The sequence below is a fragment of the Paraniabella hibiscisoli genome (genome assembly GCF_022512515.1).
GTDB lineage: Bacteria > Bacteroidota > Bacteroidia > Chitinophagales > Chitinophagaceae > Niabella > Niabella hibiscisoli.
On record NZ_JAKWBK010000001.1, the window covers coordinates 959,284 to 981,228 of the forward strand.

The following is a 21,945-nucleotide window of genomic DNA, read 5'->3' on the forward strand; positions in this document are numbered from 1 at the left end:
AGCTTCAATGAGAAAATTTTCTATAACAATCCTTTTAGCTGTCTTAGCTATAACCATCACTAATGCTGCTAAAATCCAGGGCGTCATCAAAGAAGAGCATGGAAATCCGTTAGCTTATGCCAGCGTAACTATAAAAGGAACTACAGCTGGAACTACGGCCAATAGCAAAGGCTTCTATGCGCTGAGTCTGCAGCCTGGCCGCTACACATTAGTATTCGAATATGTAGGGTTTGTTGCGGTTGAAAAAATGATCGAAGTAACCGAAAATGACCAACTGCTGGATATAACCCTTATCACCAATCAAAACCTGATGGGTGAGGTGATTATAAAAGCCAAGGGCGAAGACCCTGCTTATCGGGTCATCCGAGAAGCAATTAAAAAAAGGAATTATTACCAGAATCAAACAGACTCTCAGTCAGTAAATATTTATCTGAAAGGCATTATACGTACAATTGCTATTCCCGGTAAAGTGTTGGGGCAAAAAATTGAACGTGACGGATCCGACGGCCTCGACTCTGCTGGAAAAGGTGTATTAATGCTTTCAGAGTCTCATCTTTTACTGGATGAGGCAAAACCAGATCGATCAAAAGTTACGGTGTTGTCCAGCTTCTCCAGGGGTAACAATATGGGATTAAGTTTTTCCAAAGTCACATCTTTCTACAGCAATAACGTTAATATTTTTGATGTGAACAGCTCGTCAAGAGGCTTTATATCACCTATTGCAGATGGCGCACTGAGCTTTTACCGGTATAAACTATTAAATACTTATACCAGGGATGGCATTACTATTAAAACGATCAGGGTCATCCCCAAAAGAAAGCACGAGCCACTGTTCTCCGGCAATATTGAAATAGCCGAAGGTAGCTGGCGCATTTACAGCCTGGATCTGCTGCTTACCAAAGATTACCAATTAGAGCTAATAGATACACTACAGATCAAACAATTGCATGGACAGGTAACAGCTGATATCTGGAAAACCAAAAACCAGATCATTTCAATCGGCTTCAATATGTTCAATTTTAAAGGCGTTGGTAGTTTTGTAAATGTTTATAGTAATTACAACCTGCATCCCCGGTTCTCTCCGGGATATTTCGACAATATTGTCATGAAATACGACACCGGTTATTATAAAAAGGATTCCAGCTTCTGGAAACAAAGCCGGCCGATTACACTTGAAGATGATGAAAAGCGATATTATACTTTTAGAGACAGTATGAACAAGGTGCGTGAAAGCCGTCCCAAATCTTACTACGACTCTTTAAGGCGTAAACAAAAGATTACAATATCCAATATTTTATGGAGCAACCAAAACTATAGATGGAACTCACAACAATCAACCACTACCTACCAGTTAAAAGGCCTGATCAAAGGATTGGCCTATAATACGGTAGAAGGAATATCCTTAAAAGTGAACCAGCATTTCAGCTATTTGCCCGATAAAGGCAATTACAATTACCATTTACTCTGGAATATGCGATATGGCTTGGAGAACAGGCACTTTAACAGCTTGGGTACTTTTACCATAACATCAAAGGAAAGCTCTTACCGTAACAGGTATCTAAGCTTCTCAGGAGGTAAAAGAGTGAGCCAGTTGAATAATGATGACCCTATTGATGCGCTTACTAACTCATTATATACCCTTTTTGCCAGAAGAAACTACATGAAACTCTACGAGAACTGGTTTGGGAATATACAATACAATAATAAATTCGAAAATGGATTTAAAATAAATATAGGTGCCAGTTTCGAAGACAGGATACCTCTTGCCAATACTTCATTTTATTCTTTTAATAAGAGCGCCAGGCCGTTTACATCCAATCACCCCGAAGAACTCACTGCCATCGCTTTTGATCGCCACCAGGCATTGACAGCAGATATCACCATCAGCTATCAACCCGGTCAGAAGTATATCCAATATCCTAACCGAAAGGTGTCCATCGGTTCTGACAAGCCAGTATTTACGCTTAATTATACAGCAGGCATACCCGATCTTTTAGGGAGCGATGTAAACTACAACAAATGGAAATTATCTGCCACCGATCATATCAACCTGAAATTGGCCGGACTTTTCAAGTATAACGTTGTCCTGGGCGGCTTTTTGAATGCCGATAATTACTCAATACCCGATATGAAGCATTTTAACGGCAATCGCACTTTCTATAATGTGAAGTACCTGAATAGTTTTCAGCTAGCGCCTTATTACGCTTACAGTAACACTGCCAGACTATATGGTGAAGCTAATATAGAACATCATTTTAATGGGTTGCTAACCAACAAAATTCCTTTATTCAATCAATTAAAGTGGAACCTGGTTGCTGGCAGCAATGCCTTTTATGTAAACCAAAACCAATATTATGCAGAGGCTTTTGTGGGTTTGGAAAATATATTTAAGCTATTTCGTGTTGATTTCATAGCCGGCTACCAACCTTTACTTAAAACTCAATTCGGTATACGCGTAGGTTTCGGCGGGTTTTTAGGTGGTGCTTTTAAAATAGACTAATAAAAAACGGGGTTGGAACCCCAACCCCGTCTATAATACATATTCTTTTCTATTAATCTCTTCTTCCGCCCAAATAGATCATGATATATTGAACCAAAGTAACCACTGCCGCCAGGGCCGCTACCACATAGGTTGTTGCAGCCCACTTCAAAGCGTCTTTCGCCTGTGGATATTCGTTATTGTTGGTTATATTAGTATGCTGCAACCAGGCTAATGCACGTTTACTGGCATCAAACTCAACAGGTAACGTAATTAAGCTGAACACAACCGTAACAGCCATTAATATAATACCTATGAGCAATAGTGTAGTACTACCCGAATATGCCATAACCACTCCAGCCAATAATACCCAGTTTACAATTGTGGAGCTAAATTGTACAGCAGGTACCAGTTTACTACGCATTTCCAGCGGTCCGTATGCTGTCGCATGCTGCACCGCATGTCCGCACTCGTGTGCGGCAACTGCAGCAGCCGAAATACTTCTGCCTTCGTACACATCAGGACTTAAGTTCACTGTTTTTTTGTTGGATCGTAATGATCAGACAAAAAACCGGGTGTGGATATCACCTGTACATCATAAATGCCGTTTTCCCTGAGCATCTTCTCTGCTACTTCTTTACCGCTCATTCCGTTAGCTAAAGGAATCTGGGCATACTTCTTAAACTTACTCTTCAGCACCATCGAAACCAGCATACTGATGCCTACAAAAATCATTGAAACCAAAAAAATGGATGAAGTCATCTATAAAATATAATTTGTTTATGAAAATCAATCAAATCCGGAACCAAAGGCAAAATACTTCAAAAAACCGACTTTTTGTCATGTACAAAAATATTTGGGGCTTTTTTAACCATTCCGTCAATTTAATTACTCATTAATTATCAATCAATTACGAAAAAACATGCTTATCTGCCAGCGTCATTTTATAATTTGTTAACCTGCCGTATTAATAATTTCATTTTTTAATGTTAATCTCAATTTGTACCTTAGTACCAGAATTTAATGGGTTAGTAAGTAAAAGGGCCAAGCGTAAGCGAGGCTTTTTGCTTTATATGCCTTCTTGTTTCAACTCCTTTAATAACTTTATCAGCAAGTCAATTATTCTCACCTTATCTGTTTTTTTAGATAAACGTTAATCGATATCACTTATTGCAACAACCATTCATAAATCATTGAATGTATACGGTTGAGCCTGTAAACTTCATTACCTAACTTTACCGAATGAGTAAAGTGAAGAAGTCTTTTTCTGCCAGAACTGTGGTTATGAAAGTGTGAAGTGGGTAGGTCAATGTCCCGCATGTAGTCAATGGAATAGTTTTGTTGAAGAAGTGATTGAGAAAGCCAATGGTAAACAAAACTGGGATGATTATACAGCTAACGACAAACGTGGATCAAAGGCGGTGGCACTATCGCAGGTTAAAAGCGGAGAGGAGAAAAGAATAACGACAACGGATGCAGAGCTCAACAGGGTTTTAGGTGGCGGCATTGTTAGTGGTAGTATTATATTAGTTGCCGGTGAACCTGGCATTGGCAAAAGCACTTTATTTCTTCAAAGTGGATTGCAGTTGCAGGACCAGCGGGTATTATATATAAGCGGAGAGGAGAGCGAACAACAAATTAAAATGCGTGCGGACCGGTTATATAACAATGGCGCATCCATCAATAACGACAATTTTTTCCTGCTTACCGAAACATCTACACAAACGATCTTCCAGGAGATAAAGAAGCTAAAGCCCGATGTGGTAATCATAGACTCTGTTCAGACATTACAGTCCAATTTAATAGATGCTTCACAGGGAAGCATTTCGCAGATCAAAGAATGTGCGGGAGAGTTTCAACGGTACGCCAAAGAAACCAATACCCCTGTTTTCCTGATCGGGCATATCACTAAAGAAGGAGGCATTGCGGGACCTAAGATCCTGGAACATATGGTGGATGTGGTATTGCAATTTGAAGGTGACAGGCATTATGCGTATCGAATCCTGCGCACGTTAAAGAACCGCTTCGGCGGTACGAGCGAGCTGGGCATTTATGAAATGACCGATAAAGGCATGCGCGGCGTAGCCAATCCCAGCGAAATACTCATTACCCAGAAAGAAGAACAGCTCAGCGGTATTGCTATTGCTGCCACACTGGAGGGCGTAAGACCATTGCTTATAGAAGTTCAATCTTTGGTAACTCAATCGGTATACGGCACTCCTCAAAGAACCGTAAGCGGGTTCGACCTAAGGCGTTTGCAATTATTACTGGCTGTATTAGAGAAAAGAGGTGGGTTTCATTTCGGCGTAAAAGATGTATTCCTGAATATTGCCGGTGGCATTAAAGTAGAAGACCCTTCCATCGACCTGGCTGTTCTTTGTTTTGCCTTTACTTTCATCTTACGAAGATGTTCCATTACCACAAAGTATTTGCTTTGCCGGAGAGATTGGCTTAAGCGGTGAAATACGGGCGGTTAATAAAATTGATCAACGCATAGCGGAAGCTGAAAAGTTAGGCTTTGAAAAAATAATCGTATCAAAATATAACCAATCAGTAAAGCAGAGCCGCCAAAAATTTAATATAGAAGTAATTACTATGGCCCGGGTGGAAGAAGTGTACCAATATTTGTTTTAACTTTATATTGCTGGCAAACAAACACTGGTACTTTTCTATAATCAGATAAGTACATTGTTTCAATAGAGGAAGTCGTTTGCCTGTCATGACCTATTTTGAAACGTAAACACCTAACCATGAACACCGTTACGTTAATTAAGGAGTCGCTGTTGCAGCTTTTTTACCCGCATTTATGTGCCGGATGTGGTTCAGATACTTTGCCTCCCAGCAGTCAACTTTGCATAAAATGTATACACGCTTTGCCCTTGAGTGGGTTTGAGAAGCAGACAGACAACCCGGTAGAAAAAATACTTTCAGGCAGAATTGAATTTGAAAAAGCAACTGCTCAATTATACTTCACCAAGCACTCTTCCCTTCAGCATATCATGCATGCATTTAAATACAAAAGCAATAAAGATCTGGGGCATCAATTGGGTTTGATTATGGGTAATCATTTATGGCAAAGCCACCGATTTGAAGAGGTTGATGCGTTAATACCCTTGCCATTGCATAAGAGCAAGAAAAGAAAAAGAGGCTATAACCAGGCAGAGGTTTTATGCAATGGTATAGCTGAAATCATGAGTATTCCTGTTGTAACAGATGCCGTAATAAGACCGGACGCTACCGAAACCCAGACAAAGAAAAACCGCACTGACCGTTGGAAAAATATGGAAGGAAAGTTTGCTTTGGCCAACAAAAACCTAATTGAAAACAAACACGTACTTTTAGTGGACGATGTTATTACTACAGGCGCGACCCTTGAGGCCTGCGGCCAGGAACTTTTACAGGTTTCAGGTGTTAAGCTAAGTATTGCAACGTTATGTTACGCATCTAAAATTTAATTCATTAAACAGTTAATCATTTTACAATGAAAACTTTATTCTTGACGCTATTATTATCATCTACCTTATTTTTTGCCGGCAATATTTACCAGTTTAAAGTAAATGGCTTAAGCGGTGGCAGTATCAACTTCAACGATTTTAAAGGCAGAAAAATACTGGTGGTAAACACGGCCAGCAAATGCGGCCTGACTCCTCAATACGAAGGACTGGAAGCTTTATATAAAAAATACAAAGGCAAATTGGTAATCGTGGGATTTCCAGCTAATAACTTTAAAGGACAGGAACCCGGAAGCAATGAAGAAATATCTGAATTCTGTCAAAAAAACTATGGTGTAACCTTCCCAATGGCTTCAAAAGTTTCAGTATCTGGCGATGATGTAGCGCCTATTTACAAATACCTATCAGAAGAAGCCAAAAAGAAAGGGCTGGAAAATCCTTTAACCTGGAATTTTGGAAAATTCCTGATCAATGAGAAAGGAGAATTGATCGCGACCTTCTCTCCCAAGACGCAACCTATGAGCGATGATATTTTAAAGTACCTGAATTAGGATTGAGAAAATAGGTTCAGCTGTCAGGCAGGCTAAAATAAGAGTTTAATCATAGCTCCTGCTAAACCTGGAAGGTTGCAATAGGATATATTAAATTGGCATGTATCCAATGAGATAAAATTATTGCATTCATGGCAGGCACATTTTCACAGGTTTATATCCAGGTAGTATTTGCCGTTAAGGGCAGGCAAAACCTGCTTGATAAAGCATGGAGGGGGAGCTTTTTAAATACATGTCAGGTATTATAACAGCAAAAGGTCAAAAATCGATCATTGTCAATGGCGTAGCTGATCATGTACATTGTTTTATTGGATTAAGGCCGGTTATGTCTATATCAGACCTGGTAAGGGACATTAAGAATAATTCATCGAAGTTCATCAATGAAAAAGGCTTTATTAAAAGCAGGTTCGAATGGCAGGAGGGTTATGGTGTTTTCTCTTATAACCACTCTCAGGTGAGAACGATATATGATTATATTCTTAAACAAGAGGAGCACCATCGTAAGAAAACCTTTAAAGAAGAATATGTTGAATTTTTAGAGGCGTTCGAAATCGAATACCAGCCGAAATATATTTTTGATTGGATTGAATAATACCATCCCTTCGGGGTTATGCACCTTCTAACACCTCTATGTAATACGAATGCCATTCCTTCGGAATTAGATTGAGCCAATAATTAGCTTAATCAAAGCGCTTCCAGTAACCGATGAGCAGGAAGAGCGGGATGAATTAATAATACCACCCCTTCGGGGTTATGCACCTTCTAACATCTCTATCTTATACGAATGCCATTCCTTCAGAATTAGATTGAGCCAATAATTAGCTTAATCAAAGCGCTCCTGGTAGCTGATGAGCAGGAAGAGCGGGATGAATTAATAATACCACCCCTTCGGGGTTATGCACCTTCTAACATCTCTATCTTATACGAATGCCATTCCTTCAGAATTAGATTGAGCCAATAATTAGCTTAATCAAAGCGCTCCCGGTAGCTGATGAGCAGGAAGAGCGGGATGAATTAATAATACCACCCCTTCGGGGTTATGCACCTTCTAACATCTCTATGTAATACGAATGCCATTCCTTCGGAATTATATTGAACAACTGACCAGCTTAACTCAAATGTTCATGCAATAGATAAACCAGGATGATTACATATTTGCCCGGTACAAACAGGATATTCTACAAACCCGAAGGGTTGGCATAGCTATAAAAAAATAGATCAACCAAAAAGGAACCCTGAAAGGGTGACATTAATAAACATGCTATCAATTACGTTACATTTGGAATGCATTGAATACTACCACCCCTTCGGGGTTGTGAATCTTGTACTATCGTTATGTTATACCAATACCACTCCTTGAATTAGATCGGCAAAATAATGGGCCTGACTAGAAAGCTCCAGGCAACTGATGAGCGGGATATATGAATAATTTGGGGGCAAACGGAATCTCCCACAAACCCGAAGGGTTGGCATAACTATAAAAAATAGAAATCAGCAATGAACCCTGAAAGGGTGACATTCAATTTAAAATCAATTGCCACTCCTTCGGAATTGGCAACAAAAATTTCCACATACCCGAAGAGTCGGCATAACTATAGAAATATATAACCCGGCAGTAAACCCTGAAAGCGTGACATTCAGTTGAAATCAATTGCCATCCTTCGAAAATGGTACATGCCTATCAGGTATATGTGCTTTACAATAGTAAATTGTTGCGCAACAAAAAATTTCTATAAACCTAAAGGGTGGCATAACTATAGAAAAATAGAAATTAGCATTGAATAATATCACCCCTCCGGGGTTTGCAAATCTTTTACCATCTTCATTCTAGAGAAATGCCATTCCTACGGAATTAGATTGAACCAATAATCAGCTTAACTCAAATGCTCCCGGAAATCGATGAGCCAATGACTAACATATTAGCTCGGTACAAATAGGATCTCCCACAAACCCGAAGGGTTGGCATAACTATAAAAAATAGAAATCAGCAATGAACCCTGAAAGGGTGACATTATATTATCTACGCTGATGTAAGCTATTCTGTTTACATAAGAGTAGTACACAATACCAAAGAGGCCAGCTCGAAACGGCTGGCCTCTTTCTATAAACCTAATGTTTTTTTAAACGTCGTAAGTAGTAGATGCAGTTTCACCTCCACGACCCGTCCAGTTGGTATGGAAGAATTTACCTCTTGGCTCATCTATTCTTTCGTATGTATGTGCTCCAAAATAATCGCGCTGTGCCTGAAGCAGGTTAGCGGGTAGTCTCTCGGTGCGATAACCATCATAGTAATTGATAGCAGCACCTAAACATGGTGCAGGTATACCATTTGAGATAGCTGTTGCCGTTACTTTTCTCCCTTCCTGGCAAGCCTGTATCTTTTCTGCAAAATAAGGATCCAGTAACAGGTTCACCAATTCAGGGTTGTTGTCAAATGCCTCTTTAATATTACCTAGGAAACGGGAACGAATAATGCAACCGCCCCTCCACATCAGTGCAATATTACCGTAGTTAAGCTCCCATCCATATTCCTTAGCGGCGGCACGCATCATCTGGTAGCCTTGTGCATAGGAAATTACTTTGGCCGCATATAATGCATCTCTCAGTTGATCAATAAATTGCTTTTTATCACCATTGAAAGCAGGTGCAGGGCCTGCAGTCAACACCTTAGATGCGGCTACACGCTCATCTTTTACTGCCGATAAGCAACGGGAGAATACGGATTCTGTAATTAAAGTAAGCGGAATACCCAGCTCTAATGCTACAGTTCCTGTCCACTTGCCGGTACCTTTCTGACCAGCTGTATCTAATATTTTATCAATGGTAGGTTCACCATTTTCTTTATGTGCTAATATATCCCTGGTAATTTCAATCAGGTAACTGTCCAGCTCACCCTCATTCCATTCTTTAAACACTTCGTGCATTTCATCAGCAGACATGCCTAAAACATCCTTCATAATCTGGTACACCTCGCAGATCAATTGCATATCACCATATTCAATACCGTTATGCACCATCTTTACAAAATGGCCGGCACCACCATCACCTACCCAATCACAACAGGGCGACCCATCAGCCACTTTAGCAGCTATCCCCTGGAAGATAGGTTTTACCTCAGGCCATGCAGACTTAGAGCCACCTGGCATAATAGATGGGCCCAGCAATGCACCTTCCTCTCCGCCCGAAACCCCGGTACCAATATAACGAAGACCTTTACTTTCTACATATTTCACTCTTCTTTCTGTATCCGGAAAATGCGAGTTTCCGCCATCAATGATAATGTCGCCTTCTTGTAAATGAGGCAACAATGTTTCAATAAAATCATCAATCGGTTTACCAGCTTTCACCATCAACATCACTTTGCGCGGCGATTTAAGCGAACCCACTAATTCTTCTATTGAATGCGCTCCTGCAATATTTTTCCCTTTGGCCCTGCCATTGATAAAGTTATCCACCTTATCTACAGTACGATTATAAGCCGTTACCCGAAAACCTTTGCTTGCCATATTTAAAATGAGGTTTTCGCCCATTACAGCAAGGCCTATTACACCTATATCTGATAATTCTGCCATACTATTTGTAGATTTAATCGTTAGAAAATTTTTGATTTTTAAAACAGAGTGCCAAATTTAAACTGCTTCTGCTTTACAACCAATTAATTCTATAGACTATTAATAAAGCCGGGGAACCAGGGCTATTTTCTATATTCGTTTTAAATCTCACATTATGCGCACGCCCCTGCTATTTTTGTTATTGACTATTCTTGTTGTAGGTTGTCAATCCAAGAAAACCGCCGACCTGTTAATTTATAATGCTACGATTTATACGGTCGATTCTCAGTTTAATAAGGCAGCGGCAATGGCCATTCTGGACGGAAAAATTCTTGCCACCGGCACCCAGGCAGAACTCACCAGTAGCTACAACTTTAAAGACAGCCTCAATGCCGAAGGCAATTTTATCTACCGGGATTTATTGATGCACATGCTCATTTTGCGGGCTACGCCCAATCGCTCACCGAGATCAACCTTTTTAATACAAATAGCTGGGATAGCATTTTACAACGGGTAAGCAGCTATCAATCTCCTACCGGCGATACCAGCGGCTGGATTGTGGGCCGGGGCTGGGATCAAAACGACTGGCCAGTAAAAACTTTCCCCATCAACGAAATGCTGAATGCGCGTTTTCCCGATCGTCCTGTTTACCTGGTTCGTATTGACGGCCATGCTGCTATTGCCAATAACAAAGCATTGGAACTGGCTGGAGTAAAAGCTGGCGATACCATTGATGGTGGCGAATTCGTAACACATAATGGCAAGCTAACCGGAGTTTTGGTAGATAATGCGATGGACAAGGTTGCGGCTCATATCCCTGTCCCGGCAGATAAAAACTTTTAACAATCTTTACAATTAGCGCAGCAAAATTGCTTTGCAAGTGGCCTTACAACCATACATGATTGCGGCTTAAACTATGATGTGGTAGAAAAGATACAATCCTTCCAGGAAAAAGGATCTTTAAAAATGAGGTTGTTTATTTTGCTAAGCGATGCTAAAAAGAACTACGATTACTTAATCAAAAAAGGATCGATTAAAACGGACCGGCTCAAGGTAAGCGGCTTTAAATTATATGGCGATGGAGCATTAGGATCGCGCGGCGCCTGCCTGTTAAAAGACTATTCAGACAAGCCCGGATGGAAAGGATTTTTATTAAGTAGCGCTACGCATTTCGATTCTATGGCAGCTCTTATTGTTAAGAACAAATGGCAGATGTGCACACATGCTATTGGCGACAGCGGCAATCGTGTTTTACTGAATATATATGCTAAGTATCTAAAGGGCGATAATGATCTGCGCTGGCGGATAGAACATGCGCAGGTAGTAAATGAAAACGACTTCCATTATTTTGGAGACTATAAGATCATTCCATCGGTACAACCCACGCATGCTACTTCTGATATGTATTGGGCAGGCGACCGGTTAGGAAAAGAGCGTTTAAAAGGAGCGTATGCATACCGGCAATTGTTGCAACAAAATGGCTGGATGCCTTTGGGAACAGATTTCCCGGTAGAAGACATTTCACCCTTTAAAACTTTCTATGCGGCGGTGATCCGTAAAGACGCAAATGGTTTTCCTTCAGGTGGCTTCCAGATGGAAAATGCTCTAACCCGCGAACAGGCTTTGCGTGGCATGACGATATGGGCGGCCAGAGCCTCTTTTGATGAGCTGGAAAAAGGAAGCCTGGAAGCCGGCAAGCTGGCTGACTTTATTATACTGGACCAGGATATTATGACAGCTCCTGAGCAAGGTTTGCTCCACACAAGAGTATTAAAGACCTTCCTGAATGGAGAGCTGGTATACTCCCGGTAATGATGATCGAATTCAAGAGCTAAAGGTTTTGTCGTTTCACCCAACAAAAACTATCTCTTCAATAATACTACATAAGTTGGAAAGTGGTCGCTATAACCACCGCGGTACACATCGCCATTATAGCTGCGCATAGGATAGCCTTTGTATTGTCCGGTGTTTTCTATCATGTAGGCGGCTTTAAAGACCTGGTGCTTATAGTAAAAGAACCCTGGCTTCATCTTATCTAGGAAGGGAGCAGATAATAGTATCTGATCGAATAAGCTCCAGGCATCCTGGTAGGCTAATGTTCCCATACCGTTTTTATACATCGCTATCCAGGGATTGTAAAGCTCATCAGGCTTCAGGCTTTTGCTATCTCCAGAGGCTTTTAAACCTTTGGTAATACTGTTATCGATAGGATCATCGTTCAAATCACCCATCACAATTGTTTTTACGCCGAGGGCAATAATGTCCAATGAGTCAATCCAGTTTCTCACGGTTATCGCAGCAGCCATCCTTGCTGGCTCAGAGCGTTTTTGTCCGCCTGAGCGGCTGGGCCAGTGATTCACAAATAGTTGTATTGGCTCTCCATCTAGTAAGCCCTTTACCCATAAGACATCCCTTGTATAAATTGCGTCTTTTGTACCAGCCGGAATCTTTACAAAAACAGGCCGGCTTCGCTCTACTTTAAAGTATTTGGGGTTATAGATCAATGCCACATCAACGCCCCTGAAATCTTTGGAATCATAATGTACATACCGGTAACCGCGTGCTGCAATAAGGGGGTGCCGCAGTAAAGTATCCAGCACATACTTGTTTTCAATTTCAGCAACACCTAAGATGGCAGGACCATCAGGATTGATATCTGTGCCAATCTCTGATAAAACCCTGGCCAGTTTGGCCAGCTTATCCTGAAAGACTTTACTGGTATAAGCTTTGGCTCCATAGGGTGTAAACGATACATCATCATTGCTGCCATGAAAGATGGTATCATATAAATTCTCCAGGTTGTAAAATCCAATAATGGCCGAACGGTAGGCGGTTTGAGCGTTGGCAATCCTTCCTGCAATTAGGAAGAGCAATAGTAAATAAAAGTGTTTCATACGGTTACCAGGTTAGTTAAAAATGATAAAATAAAATTAATAAATATTAGGCCTCGTTGCACTTTTTATCAATCAAATTATTTAATTTTATAACGCATAATAACCATATGATAAAGCACATTATCACCGCATCTGCTTTCCTGGCAGCCTGTGAGACCTATGCACAAGCGTTGCCTGCAAAAGACAGTTTACCCAAAGGAGATTCTACTATAGTAGATATCAGAAGCGAGGTTCGCGACAACCTGCCTACAATTATAATTAACGAGGATGACCCCGATGATGAAGGCTCTAATGTGGTGTCGTCTATCTTAACAGCGGGGCGGGACCCTTTTCTATCCGCGGCAGAATTTAATTTCAGCCCGGTGCGATTCCGGTTGCGGGGTTACGAAACGCAAGGCAATGCCGTTTATATTAATGGCATCGATTTTAGCGGCCTCGACAATGGTTTTACCCCATTCGGCTTATGGAGTGGGTTAAACCATACCATGCGGGCACAGCAAAATATTTACGGCCTGCAGGGAAATGATTTTTCTATGGGAGCCATTGCGCTAAACACTTATATAGATATGCGTGCCGGAGCGCAAAGAGTCCAAACCCAGGTCGGGTACGCATTTTCTAACAGGAACTACAACCACAGAATAGTACTTCAACATGGTTCTGGTTTCAATAAAAAAGGATGGGCCTACAGCATGGCTTTTACAGGCCGATATGCTAAAGAAGGATATGTGCCCGGAACTTACTACCAGGGTGCAAGTTATTATGCCGCTATAGACAAAAAAGCGGGAATGCGTCATACCTTTTCCCTGATCAGCTTTGGTGCTCCCACAGAAAGTGGAAGACAAGGCCCATCTGTACAGGAAGCGATGAACCTGGTTGGCACCCATTATTACAATCCATCCTGGGGATATCAAAACGGGAAAAAACGTAATGCCAATGTGCTCCAAACCTTTCAGCCTGTATTTATGATTACCCATGATTATAAACCTGGAGAAAAAGCCGGCTTCTCACTTCCATTGCATATACTTCAGGAAAAAGAAAAAACTCAGGGCTGGATTGGTATAATGCGCCTGACCCCAGACCCGACTATTACCGTTATTTACCCAGCTATTATGAAGCTACAAATCCGTCAACCTTCCAGTCGCTGCTAACTCATTACCAGCAACATCCTAAAGATCTACAAATACAGTGGGATAAGCTTTATGAGGCTAACTCTGCCAATATACGAACCATTCATAATGCCGATGGTATGGATGATAATAATGTTACGGGAAAGCGATCTGTATATATTTTATCCAACCGCGTGAATGATATTAAAAGACTAATGGGCATTATGGTGTACAATAACAAACTAACCCAGGCACTTAGCCTAACGGCTGGCGCCAACTACCAACAACAGGTAAACCATTACTACCAGGAGGTGAAAGACTTATTGGGCGGCGACTTTGGGTCAACATCAACCAGTTTGCAGAAAGAGATTTCCCTACCGATCCCGACGCCGTACAGTACGATTTAACTCAACCCAACAGGATCATAACTTCAGGAGAACAATATGGATACAACTATACTATTACAATGACGCAGATGGCAGCATGGGCACAACTGCTCTTACAACTTCGATCCTTTGACCTTTTTGCAGCAGCCGAAATGTCCTCCACCTCTTTTTACCGCAATGGACTAAATCGTAACGGCTTGTTCCCGGAACTTTCTTATGGCAGGTCTCCCCGGCAAAGTTTTTATAATCCTACAATCAAGGCAGGCCTTACTTATAAATTGAATGGAAGAAACTATTTTTTGCAAACGGCACTTACAGAACGGCCGCTCCTTTCTTTGAAAATGCATATATCTCGCAGCGCACACGCAACACCGTACAGGATGGGCTTAAAAGCGAAACCATTATTTCGGGTGAGACGGGTTATAAACTGAACGCTCCAGGTATAAGGCTGGGTATTGCAGCATACTATACCCAACTCAGCCATGGAGTGGATGTATTAACCTTCTATCACGACCAGTATCAAAATTTTGTCAACTATGCACTAAGTGGTATTGACAAAGTTTTTTTGGCGTAGAAATGGGCGCAGAACTAAAGATCAATTCCACTTTAAGTTTTAATGGTGCAGCTTCTATTGGCCGTTACTATTTCGATAGCCGGCAACGCGCCATAGTTACTGTTGATAACAGTGCTAAAACGCTTGCCCGGCAAACTATTTATCTTAAAGATTACCGCATCCCTTCTACACCGCAAAATGCGTACAGCGCAGGTTGGTTTTATCGGTCACCTAAATTCTGGTATGCCAGCATCACCGGCAATTATTTCAGCAATATGTGGTTAAGTCCAAATCCATTGAGAAGAACATCCGATGCCATTGCAGATGCTGATCCTGAAAACCCTTCAGCAGATGCGATAAAGCGGGCAATTCTTCAGCAGGAAAAATTTGACAACCAATTCACTCTTGATTTTTTTGGTGGCTGGAGCAAACTACTACCGCGTAGCTACTACATTAATAACAGGAGAACCTACATCCTTTTTAATCTGGGCGTAGGTAATCTGCTCAATAACAAGAGTATTCGATCAGGGGGCTTCGAGCAATTACGTTTCGATTTTGAGGAAAAGAATGTAAACAAGTTTCCGCCCAAATATTATTATGCATTCGGCCTCAACTTTTTCGCCAGTATCGGCTTAAGGTTTTAAAATAAATGCTTTGCTATGAAAAGAAATTTACTGAACAAATGGATAATCACTTTGATGGCAATTGTACTGGCAACCTCCTGCAACAGGAAGTTTGATGTACCTCCGGCGAATGCAGATCCCGAGATAGACGCCACATTATCTATTATGGAGCTCAAAAACCGCTACTCCGCTATTGGTGATTTTCAACGTATTGAAGATGAGCACATTGTTTCGGGAATAGTGATTGCAGATGACCGGTCGGGTAATTTTTACAAACAAATCATTATACAGGATGAGACAGGTGGTATACCTGTTTTGCTGGACGCCAATAATGTGTATACCCAATACCCGGTTGGCCGCAGGGTATATATTTTACTGAAAGGAATGATGCTTGGAGACTATGGCGGTACGATCCAGATTGGAATCGACTCCTCCCGGTCAGGTGATGGTCGCTTTTTAAACCTTGAAGGTATACCTCAAACATTGTTTGACCAGTATATTGTAAAGGGTTCATTTAATAATACCGTAACGCCCAAGATTGTAAAGCCTGCCGACTTTACGAAAACAATCAACGATCCGCTACTAAGCACCCTGGTACAAATCAATAATGTAGAATTCAGAGATGCAGATATTAGTAAAACTTATGCGGATCCTACTACCAATATTAGTGCGGTAAACTTCACCCTTACTACCTGCGAAAAACAAAGCATGATATTAAGAACCAGTAGCTATGCACGTTTCGCCGCTTTTAATGTTCCTGATGGGAATGGAGGGCCAACCGGTATACCCAGCATTTTTAATGGCACCATGCAATTGACCATTAGGGACACGACGGATGTAGCATTCACAGGGACCCGCTGCAATGGCCAGGTGCCGGTACCTGTTTTAAAAACCATTGCTGACCTTAAGGCCTACGCCACCGGATATTCATCGGTTCCTGCAGGTGTTTCTATTAAAGGGGTTGTTGTTTCCAGCACCAAGAATGAAGCAGCAGGAAATTATCGCCTGCAGGACGCCAGCGGCGGCATTCAATTGCGTTTTACTACGGGCGCCAATCCTAATGCCGTGCCAGGAGATTCATTAACAGTAAATGTAGGAGGACTTGCACTCAGCACCTTCAATGGAGGATTACAGGTAAACAATGTAGCTGCAGTGGTCAAATCGGGAACAGGTATTATTACGCCCAGACCAGCAACTATTGCCGATATAATAGCGAATAACAGGGAATGGGAATCTACACTGGTATCTATTAATAATATAAGTATTACAGCCAGCACATCCGGCAGCACCGGTTCCAATTACATCCTATCCGATGCAACTGGACAACTTGCGACTTTTGTTCGCAATACCGCAGATATCATCATGCCGGCCGCAGCAATCAGCATCACGGGTTATGTTTCTGTATTTCAGTCTGCAAGCGCGGCGCTCCGCTCGAAACACAGATCACACTCCGCCAACAAAATGATATAGAAGGAGGAACGGGTGGCTATTTTGCTGCAGTATATGACTTTGCTAGTGTTACCAATACGTCAGGCACCACAGATCCGGGAAACCCTCCAACAGTAGAGGGGTTGATCTTTAGCCCATTTTCCGCAGTTGGTGTTGGGGCCAATTCATCCGCAGGAGGCAGATTCTCTTTTACCAACTGGCCAACGGATGTCGCTACCGGATCGGATAGTTTAAAAGGCTCCCCGATTTAAATAAGTATTATGAAATAGTTATAACACCAGGTGCTGGTAAAAAAATAGATCTTAGTAAAATTACATTCACCCTTCAACGTTCAGGAACAGGCATAAGGCAGGTAGTGCTGCGTTCTGGTATGGATGGCTATACAGCTAATTTGTCTGCTGCTATTGTACCTCTCAACAGTAATCTGTCAGTTGCCGCCAACAATATTTTCCAGATAGCCGATGCTGCTACTACTGCACAGGAAGGTTGTGTGGTGATTCCGGGAGAAAGTTTTACCAATATCAGCACTCCAATTAGAGTCCGATGGTACGGATTTAATGCAGAAACAACTGGAGGAACCTTTAGCATCGACAACGTAAAAATAGAAGGGGTCGTACGGTAACCTTACTATCCCCATAAATGGGTATCGGCAAATTTCATCATTTCATGGTATTGTTCTAAACCGCCATGTTTTGCAGTTTTACACTGTAAAAACAATTGGTTCATTTAAAACTCTATCATTATGAAAAAGATAATACTAAGCGCCCTGTTACTGGCCACTATTACCACACAGGCGCAAACAAAGTTTGGTATACAGGCCGGCGCAATAGGCAGCAACTTTAAAGTAAAAGCCGATGGCGATGAAAATGTAAAATACCGGATGACAGCCGGTTTCAAAGCCGGTGTATTTGCAGAAATACCTGTAAGCCAAAACGTATTCATCAATCCTGCACTAAATTTTGTGCATAAAGGAGGCAAGGCTGTAACCCATATAGAGAATGAAGGCGGAAGCGGAGATTTGAATGTGGTTACAAAAACCAACTATCTCGAAATGCCTGTTAACCTGATGTACAAACTAAATGGGGCAGATGCTCAGGGCTTTTATTTTGGAGCAGGGCCTGTTTTAGGCATGGGCCTGGGAGGAGAAATTAAAACAACCGCCAGAGGTACTACCAGTGGCGGCGATCCTATCAACGAAAGTGAAGGCATCAGCATAAAATTCGATGGTAAAAATACATCAGACGATAACGCACACTTTAAACGCCTGGAGTGGGGAGCCAATGCTTTTGCGGGTTACCAGCTTAATAATGGCTTAAGCTTTCAGCTACAGTATCGCCCCAACTTTACGAATGTAAGCGTTGAAGATAATGTATCGTATAAAAACAACTACTTCGGTTTCAGTATCAGGTATAGGTTTTAAAGGACAATTTTCATTTGTAAGAAGCTACTGAGCAGGTAGCTTCTTTTTTGGCAAATTTCAACACTCTGAAAAAATAAATCAAACGATATGAAAAATTGCCTGTTAATATCCGCGATGGCCATTTGTATAGCAGGCTGCACAAAATCCGGCTATAACGCCACGCCTGAGGCCGGAGCAGAGGCACAGCATCCCGTTCAGCCAAAAATTAAGATAGCCGCATATGCATCCAACTATTTTGGACAAAGTATTAAAACCGAAGCTTTAGCAAATGCAATAGCTATACCATCTGCCACCCATGTAGTGCTGGAGTACACCGAACTATCTGGCAATGTAAAAGATGTGAGGTGGTTGATAGATGGAGAGCCAATTGGCAATGGAAACAAGGTATCGGTGTCCGTGCCAACGCTGGGTACTAAAAAACTTACGGTAAATTATACGGATGCTGCCACCAGCAACAACTATACAGAATTATTACAGCTAAGACCTTTTCGCCATGTATATGCAAAAATTACGCTTACAACCCCTGGTAATGTATGCGGTGAAGTGAAGCTGGTTGCAAGCAAAGGGCAACAGACGGTAGAAATAGATTGCAATACCGGAAGGGCTACGATTGAAAATTATATTTTCCTGATCACAGATTACAGTTCTGATGTATTTGTAGGGTATATTAAGGACAATATAATTCCCCAATTGCTGCTGCGGTTAAACCCCGCCCTATGTAATAATTTTTCTGCCGGAACCTACTCTATCGGAGGAAACACTGTGACGATAATTCAATAATACCAGGTTTAAAGACGACTATAACAGCTGTATTCTAAATTTTGGATTAAGGGTAAATGAGGAATAAGATATGCCGGCCATGAAAAAGGCCTTAAAAGTGCCTACTCTCTTATTGTTGCAGCAAACAGTACCTTTGCACCATTTTTAGAAAGATGAATAATAAGCAGTCATGGCTGATCACGGGGTTTATTTTTGCCATACTCTGGCCCTCGGCAGCAACGGCAACTAAGGTGGCTTTGAAAGATGCACAACCATTAGTAGTGGCAGTGTTTAGGTTTGGCATAGCCGCCGCTATTATGTTATTGGTTTCTCATTTTATTTTAAAGAACAAATTGCCACAGGGCAGGGAGTGGCGGCAGCTGGCTATTTATGGGTTGCTCAACATTTCTGTTTATCTCGGCATGTATGTGGTAGCTATGAAGGAAGTAACAGCCAGCGTAGGAGCACTCACCGTGGCTGCCAGTCCGGTTTTCATTAGCTTTTTATCGCTGATCTTTTTAAAGAAGCCGATCAGCCCGCGCATTTTGCTGGCTTTATTAGTTTGCATTTGCGGCTTTGTAGTAGTAGCCTGGCCTTTATTTGCGGATGCATCGGTAACGGCCCGCGGCTTGGTTCTGCTATTGGTAAGCATGTTTTCTTATGCATTAGGCACTATTTATTTTACGTCCCGCAAATGGGAGGGGTTACACCTGCTCACCATCAATGGCTGGCAAACGCTATTAGGAGGCATTTTCCTGCTTCCCTTTATGCTATTAACCTATAAGTCAGACGCTAATCTTTTTCAACCGGCTTCTGGGCAGGAACCCTTTGGCTCGCGCTCCCCGTTTCTATTGCCGCCGTACTATTATGGTTGAGGCTGATCAAACAGGATGCGGTAAAAGCAGGGCTTTGGCTATTCCTTTGTCCAATATTCGGTATCATTATAGCGGCTCTTTTGATGGGCGATCAAATCAGCCTGTTTACCGTTGCTGGTTTAGCAATGGTATTGGCAGGGCTGGGTGTCAGCCATTATGACAAAAAGCTAAATACACCCATGGAGTAGCAGCCTGGAATTAAAATGAAAACATCTCCCTAATTTTACCAACTACATCCGGTTAACTTGGAACAGAAAAAAATATATACTTTTTATCAGATTTTCACCTGGGTACTCCTTCTCATGCAGATAGCCTGGTGCGTGAGAAGCTCATTGTTCAATTCCTGAATGAAATTGAAGATAAAGCAGCGGAGATCTTTATTGTAGGTGATATGTTCGACTTCTGGTATGAGTATAAATATGTTGTGCCCAAAGGATACGTAAGGTTGCTGGGCAAGCTGGCACAACTTTCTGACAAAGGAATACAGCTACACTTTTTTGTGGGCAATCATGATATGTGGATGACCGATTACCTGCAACAGGAGCTGAACATGCCGGTGTATTTTGAGCCAAAAGAATTTAACTGGAATGGCAAACAATTTTTGATTGGTCATGGCGACGGATTGGGCCCCGGTGATAAAGGTTACAAAAGACTAAAGAAAGTTTTCAGAAACCCGGTATGTCAGTGGGCATTTGGTGTGTTGCCACCCCAGATCGGCATTGGCGTAGCCAACTATATGAGTCGCCGAAGCCGGGCTAAAACGGGTAGCTCGGAAGAAGTATTCCTGGGAGCAGACAAGGAATGGCTGGTACAATACTGTAAACAAAAGCTGCAGGAAAAGCATTTCGATTTTTTTGTTTTCGGACACAGACATTTACCCATCGACTTTCGTCTTACCGCAGACAGCCGTTATATCAACCTCGGAGATTGGATCAGCTTTTATACCTACGCAGTATTCGACGGGAATGATATGCAGCTGTTATCGTATCAACATAATGATCATAAAATAGTACGCAACCATTGAGACGTTTAATTATCCTATTTTTTTATTTGCTGTCAGCCTTTTGGCTGAAAGTCAGCCTATATCTCCCGGGCCGATGTTAAAAAATATACCGGGCAATTATGTTTCTTTCTCGGTAGATAACCTGGACAACATTTACCTGCTCGGCGCTTCCAACCAGCTTAAAAAGCTGAATGCCAACGGTGATTCGGTTTCCGTTTTCAACGATATTAAAAAATTTGGAGAAGCCAGCCTGGTGGACGTTTCCAACCCGGTTAAGATACTACTCTATTATAAAGGCTTTTCAACTATTGCCATATTAGATGGTATGCTGAACCTGAAAAACACCATCGACCTGCGCCGGCAAAATATTTTTAATGTTACTGCCGTAGGACTTTCTTATGATGGAAAGATCTGGATGTACGACGATATGGACAATGTATTGAAAAACTCGACGACGAGGGCAAGGTAATCTTTAAAACCTCCGATTTTCGCCAGGTCTTTGACAAAGCACTGACGCCGGTGAAAATTTTTGATCAGAACCGTTTAGTATATCTCTACGATTCGCTGCAGGGCATTTTTGTATTTGATTATTATGGTGCTTATAAAAATAAGATAGACATAACCCGCTGGAGCCATTTGCGAATAGCCGACCAACTGATTACCGGTGTTGCCAATAGTAAACTATACAGCTATAATGTATCTACATTCAAATACGATGAGTGGCCCATCCCGGAAAACATGCTTACCTATCGCCAGCTTTTGTTGAAAGAGGGGAAATTATATGCGCTGGGAAAAGCCGGATTGGAAATGTACCGCCTGCATAGATAGCAATATCACCCCTTTT

General features: G+C 41.7%; 21 protein-coding genes and 3 pseudogenes. 20 read left to right on the forward strand and 4 right to left on the reverse strand.

What is annotated here, in order from left to right; genetic code table 11:
- The first annotated feature begins 7 nt into the window (after positions 1-7).
- Positions 8-2,500, forward strand: a complete 2,493-nt coding sequence (locus MKP07_RS06155) for a DUF5686 and carboxypeptidase regulatory-like domain-containing protein (RefSeq protein WP_240845836.1) — start codon at positions 8-10, stop codon at positions 2,498-2,500.
- A gap of 52 nt (positions 2,501-2,552) precedes the next feature.
- On the opposite strand, the pseudogene MKP07_RS06160 reads toward MKP07_RS06155, so the two are convergent.
- Positions 2,553-3,241, reverse strand: a pseudogene (locus MKP07_RS06160) (zinc metallopeptidase).
- A gap of 480 nt (positions 3,242-3,721) precedes the next feature.
- On the opposite strand from MKP07_RS06160, the pseudogene radA reads away from it, so the two are divergent.
- From radA to MKP07_RS06190, 4 genes and pseudogenes are all read left to right on the forward strand, one after another.
- Positions 3,722-5,113: pseudogene (radA, locus tag MKP07_RS06170) on the forward strand (DNA repair protein RadA).
- 116 nt (positions 5,114-5,229) lie between these two features.
- The gene (locus MKP07_RS06180; RefSeq protein WP_240845846.1) at positions 5,230-5,934 is read left to right on the forward strand and encodes a ComF family protein; all 705 of its coding nucleotides are present in this window, start codon (positions 5,230-5,232) and stop codon (positions 5,932-5,934) included.
- Between the two features lie 26 nt (positions 5,935-5,960).
- Positions 5,961-6,482, forward strand: a complete 522-nt coding sequence (locus MKP07_RS06185; RefSeq protein WP_240845847.1) for a glutathione peroxidase — start codon at positions 5,961-5,963, stop codon at positions 6,480-6,482.
- Positions 6,483-6,690: 208 nt separating this feature from the next.
- Positions 6,691-7,074 (forward strand): transposase, encoded by a 384-nt coding sequence (locus MKP07_RS06190; RefSeq protein WP_240845849.1) that lies wholly within the window; start codon positions 6,691-6,693, stop codon positions 7,072-7,074.
- 1,528 nt (positions 7,075-8,602) lie between these two features.
- Here the strand turns inward: MKP07_RS06190 and gnd are convergent.
- Complete coding sequence (gnd, locus tag MKP07_RS06195) at positions 8,603-10,054, reverse strand: decarboxylating NADP(+)-dependent phosphogluconate dehydrogenase (protein WP_240845851.1); 1,452 nt, start codon at positions 10,052-10,054, stop codon at positions 8,603-8,605.
- Between the two features lie 154 nt (positions 10,055-10,208).
- Between gnd and MKP07_RS06200 the strand changes: the two genes are divergently transcribed.
- Both MKP07_RS06200 and MKP07_RS06205 read left to right on the forward strand, forming a co-directional pair.
- A complete protein-coding gene (locus MKP07_RS06200; RefSeq protein ID WP_240845853.1) occupies positions 10,209-10,550 on the forward strand; it encodes a hypothetical protein in 342 nt (113 codons plus the stop codon).
- Positions 10,502-11,845 (forward strand): annotated as a pseudogene (locus MKP07_RS06205) (amidohydrolase). The gene MKP07_RS06200 and the pseudogene MKP07_RS06205 overlap by 49 nt, the downstream one beginning before the upstream one ends.
- Before the next feature lie 50 nt (positions 11,846-11,895).
- Here the strand turns inward: MKP07_RS06205 and MKP07_RS06210 are convergent.
- Complete coding sequence (locus tag MKP07_RS06210) at positions 11,896-12,927, reverse strand: endonuclease/exonuclease/phosphatase family protein (protein WP_240845855.1); 1,032 nt, start codon at positions 12,925-12,927, stop codon at positions 11,896-11,898.
- 107 nt (positions 12,928-13,034) lie between these two features.
- Here MKP07_RS06210 and MKP07_RS06215 point away from each other — a divergent pair, with 107 nt between their 5' ends.
- The 5 genes from MKP07_RS06215 to MKP07_RS06235 all read left to right on the forward strand — a co-directional run bounded on the left by MKP07_RS06215 (position 13,035) and on the right by MKP07_RS06235 (position 17,065).
- Positions 13,035-14,075 carry a hypothetical protein gene (locus tag MKP07_RS06215; protein ID WP_240845857.1) on the forward strand — a complete coding sequence of 347 codons (1,041 nt, stop codon included), beginning with the start codon at positions 13,035-13,037 and terminating at the stop codon, positions 14,073-14,075.
- Between the two features lie 98 nt (positions 14,076-14,173).
- On the forward strand, positions 14,174-14,440 hold the full coding sequence (locus tag MKP07_RS06220; protein ID WP_240845858.1) for a hypothetical protein: 267 nt from the start codon (positions 14,174-14,176) through the stop codon (positions 14,438-14,440).
- A 68-nt stretch (positions 14,441-14,508) separates the two neighbouring features.
- Positions 14,509-14,850, forward strand: a complete 342-nt coding sequence (locus MKP07_RS06225; RefSeq protein WP_240845859.1) for a hypothetical protein — start codon at positions 14,509-14,511, stop codon at positions 14,848-14,850.
- A 145-nt stretch (positions 14,851-14,995) separates the two neighbouring features.
- Positions 14,996-15,616: a hypothetical protein gene (locus tag MKP07_RS06230; RefSeq protein WP_240845861.1), complete on the forward strand. Its 621-nt coding sequence runs from the start codon at positions 14,996-14,998 to the stop codon at positions 15,614-15,616.
- 15 nt (positions 15,617-15,631) lie between these two features.
- On the forward strand, positions 15,632-17,065 hold the full coding sequence (locus MKP07_RS06235; RefSeq protein ID WP_240845863.1) for a DUF5689 domain-containing protein: 1,434 nt from the start codon (positions 15,632-15,634) through the stop codon (positions 17,063-17,065).
- 16 nt (positions 17,066-17,081) lie between these two features.
- Here MKP07_RS06235 and MKP07_RS06240 read toward each other — a convergent pair whose 3' ends face one another.
- A complete protein-coding gene (locus tag MKP07_RS06240) occupies positions 17,082-17,240 on the reverse strand; it encodes a hypothetical protein (RefSeq protein WP_240845865.1) in 159 nt (52 codons plus the stop codon).
- Between the two features lie 159 nt (positions 17,241-17,399).
- Between MKP07_RS06240 and MKP07_RS06245 the strand changes: the two genes are divergently transcribed.
- The 8 genes from MKP07_RS06245 to MKP07_RS06280 all read left to right on the forward strand — a co-directional run bounded on the left by MKP07_RS06245 (position 17,400) and on the right by MKP07_RS06280 (position 21,929).
- Positions 17,400-17,666 (forward strand): hypothetical protein, encoded by a 267-nt coding sequence (locus MKP07_RS06245; protein ID WP_240845867.1) that lies wholly within the window; start codon positions 17,400-17,402, stop codon positions 17,664-17,666.
- Between the two features lie 120 nt (positions 17,667-17,786).
- On the forward strand, positions 17,787-18,464 hold the full coding sequence (locus MKP07_RS06250; protein ID WP_240845869.1) for a porin family protein: 678 nt from the start codon (positions 17,787-17,789) through the stop codon (positions 18,462-18,464).
- Positions 18,465-18,551: 87 nt separating this feature from the next.
- Positions 18,552-19,244 carry a hypothetical protein gene (locus MKP07_RS06255; protein WP_240845871.1) on the forward strand — a complete coding sequence of 231 codons (693 nt, stop codon included), beginning with the start codon at positions 18,552-18,554 and terminating at the stop codon, positions 19,242-19,244.
- A gap of 152 nt (positions 19,245-19,396) precedes the next feature.
- Positions 19,397-20,098 (forward strand): DMT family transporter, encoded by a 702-nt coding sequence (locus tag MKP07_RS06260; RefSeq protein ID WP_240845873.1) that lies wholly within the window; start codon positions 19,397-19,399, stop codon positions 20,096-20,098.
- Positions 20,095-20,286 (forward strand): hypothetical protein, encoded by a 192-nt coding sequence (locus MKP07_RS06265; protein WP_240845875.1) that lies wholly within the window; start codon positions 20,095-20,097, stop codon positions 20,284-20,286. Before MKP07_RS06260 ends, MKP07_RS06265 begins: the two co-directional genes overlap by 4 nt.
- A 74-nt stretch (positions 20,287-20,360) precedes the next feature.
- Positions 20,361-21,122 (forward strand): UDP-2,3-diacylglucosamine diphosphatase, encoded by a 762-nt coding sequence (locus tag MKP07_RS06270; RefSeq protein ID WP_317235955.1) that lies wholly within the window; start codon positions 20,361-20,363, stop codon positions 21,120-21,122.
- Between the two features lie 40 nt (positions 21,123-21,162).
- Entirely contained in the window at positions 21,163-21,570 is a 408-nt protein-coding gene (locus tag MKP07_RS06275; protein WP_240845879.1) for a hypothetical protein, read from the forward strand.
- Between the two features lie 50 nt (positions 21,571-21,620).
- On the forward strand, positions 21,621-21,929 hold the full coding sequence (locus MKP07_RS06280) for a hypothetical protein (protein WP_240845881.1): 309 nt from the start codon (positions 21,621-21,623) through the stop codon (positions 21,927-21,929).
- Positions 21,930-21,945 lie beyond the last annotated feature (16 nt).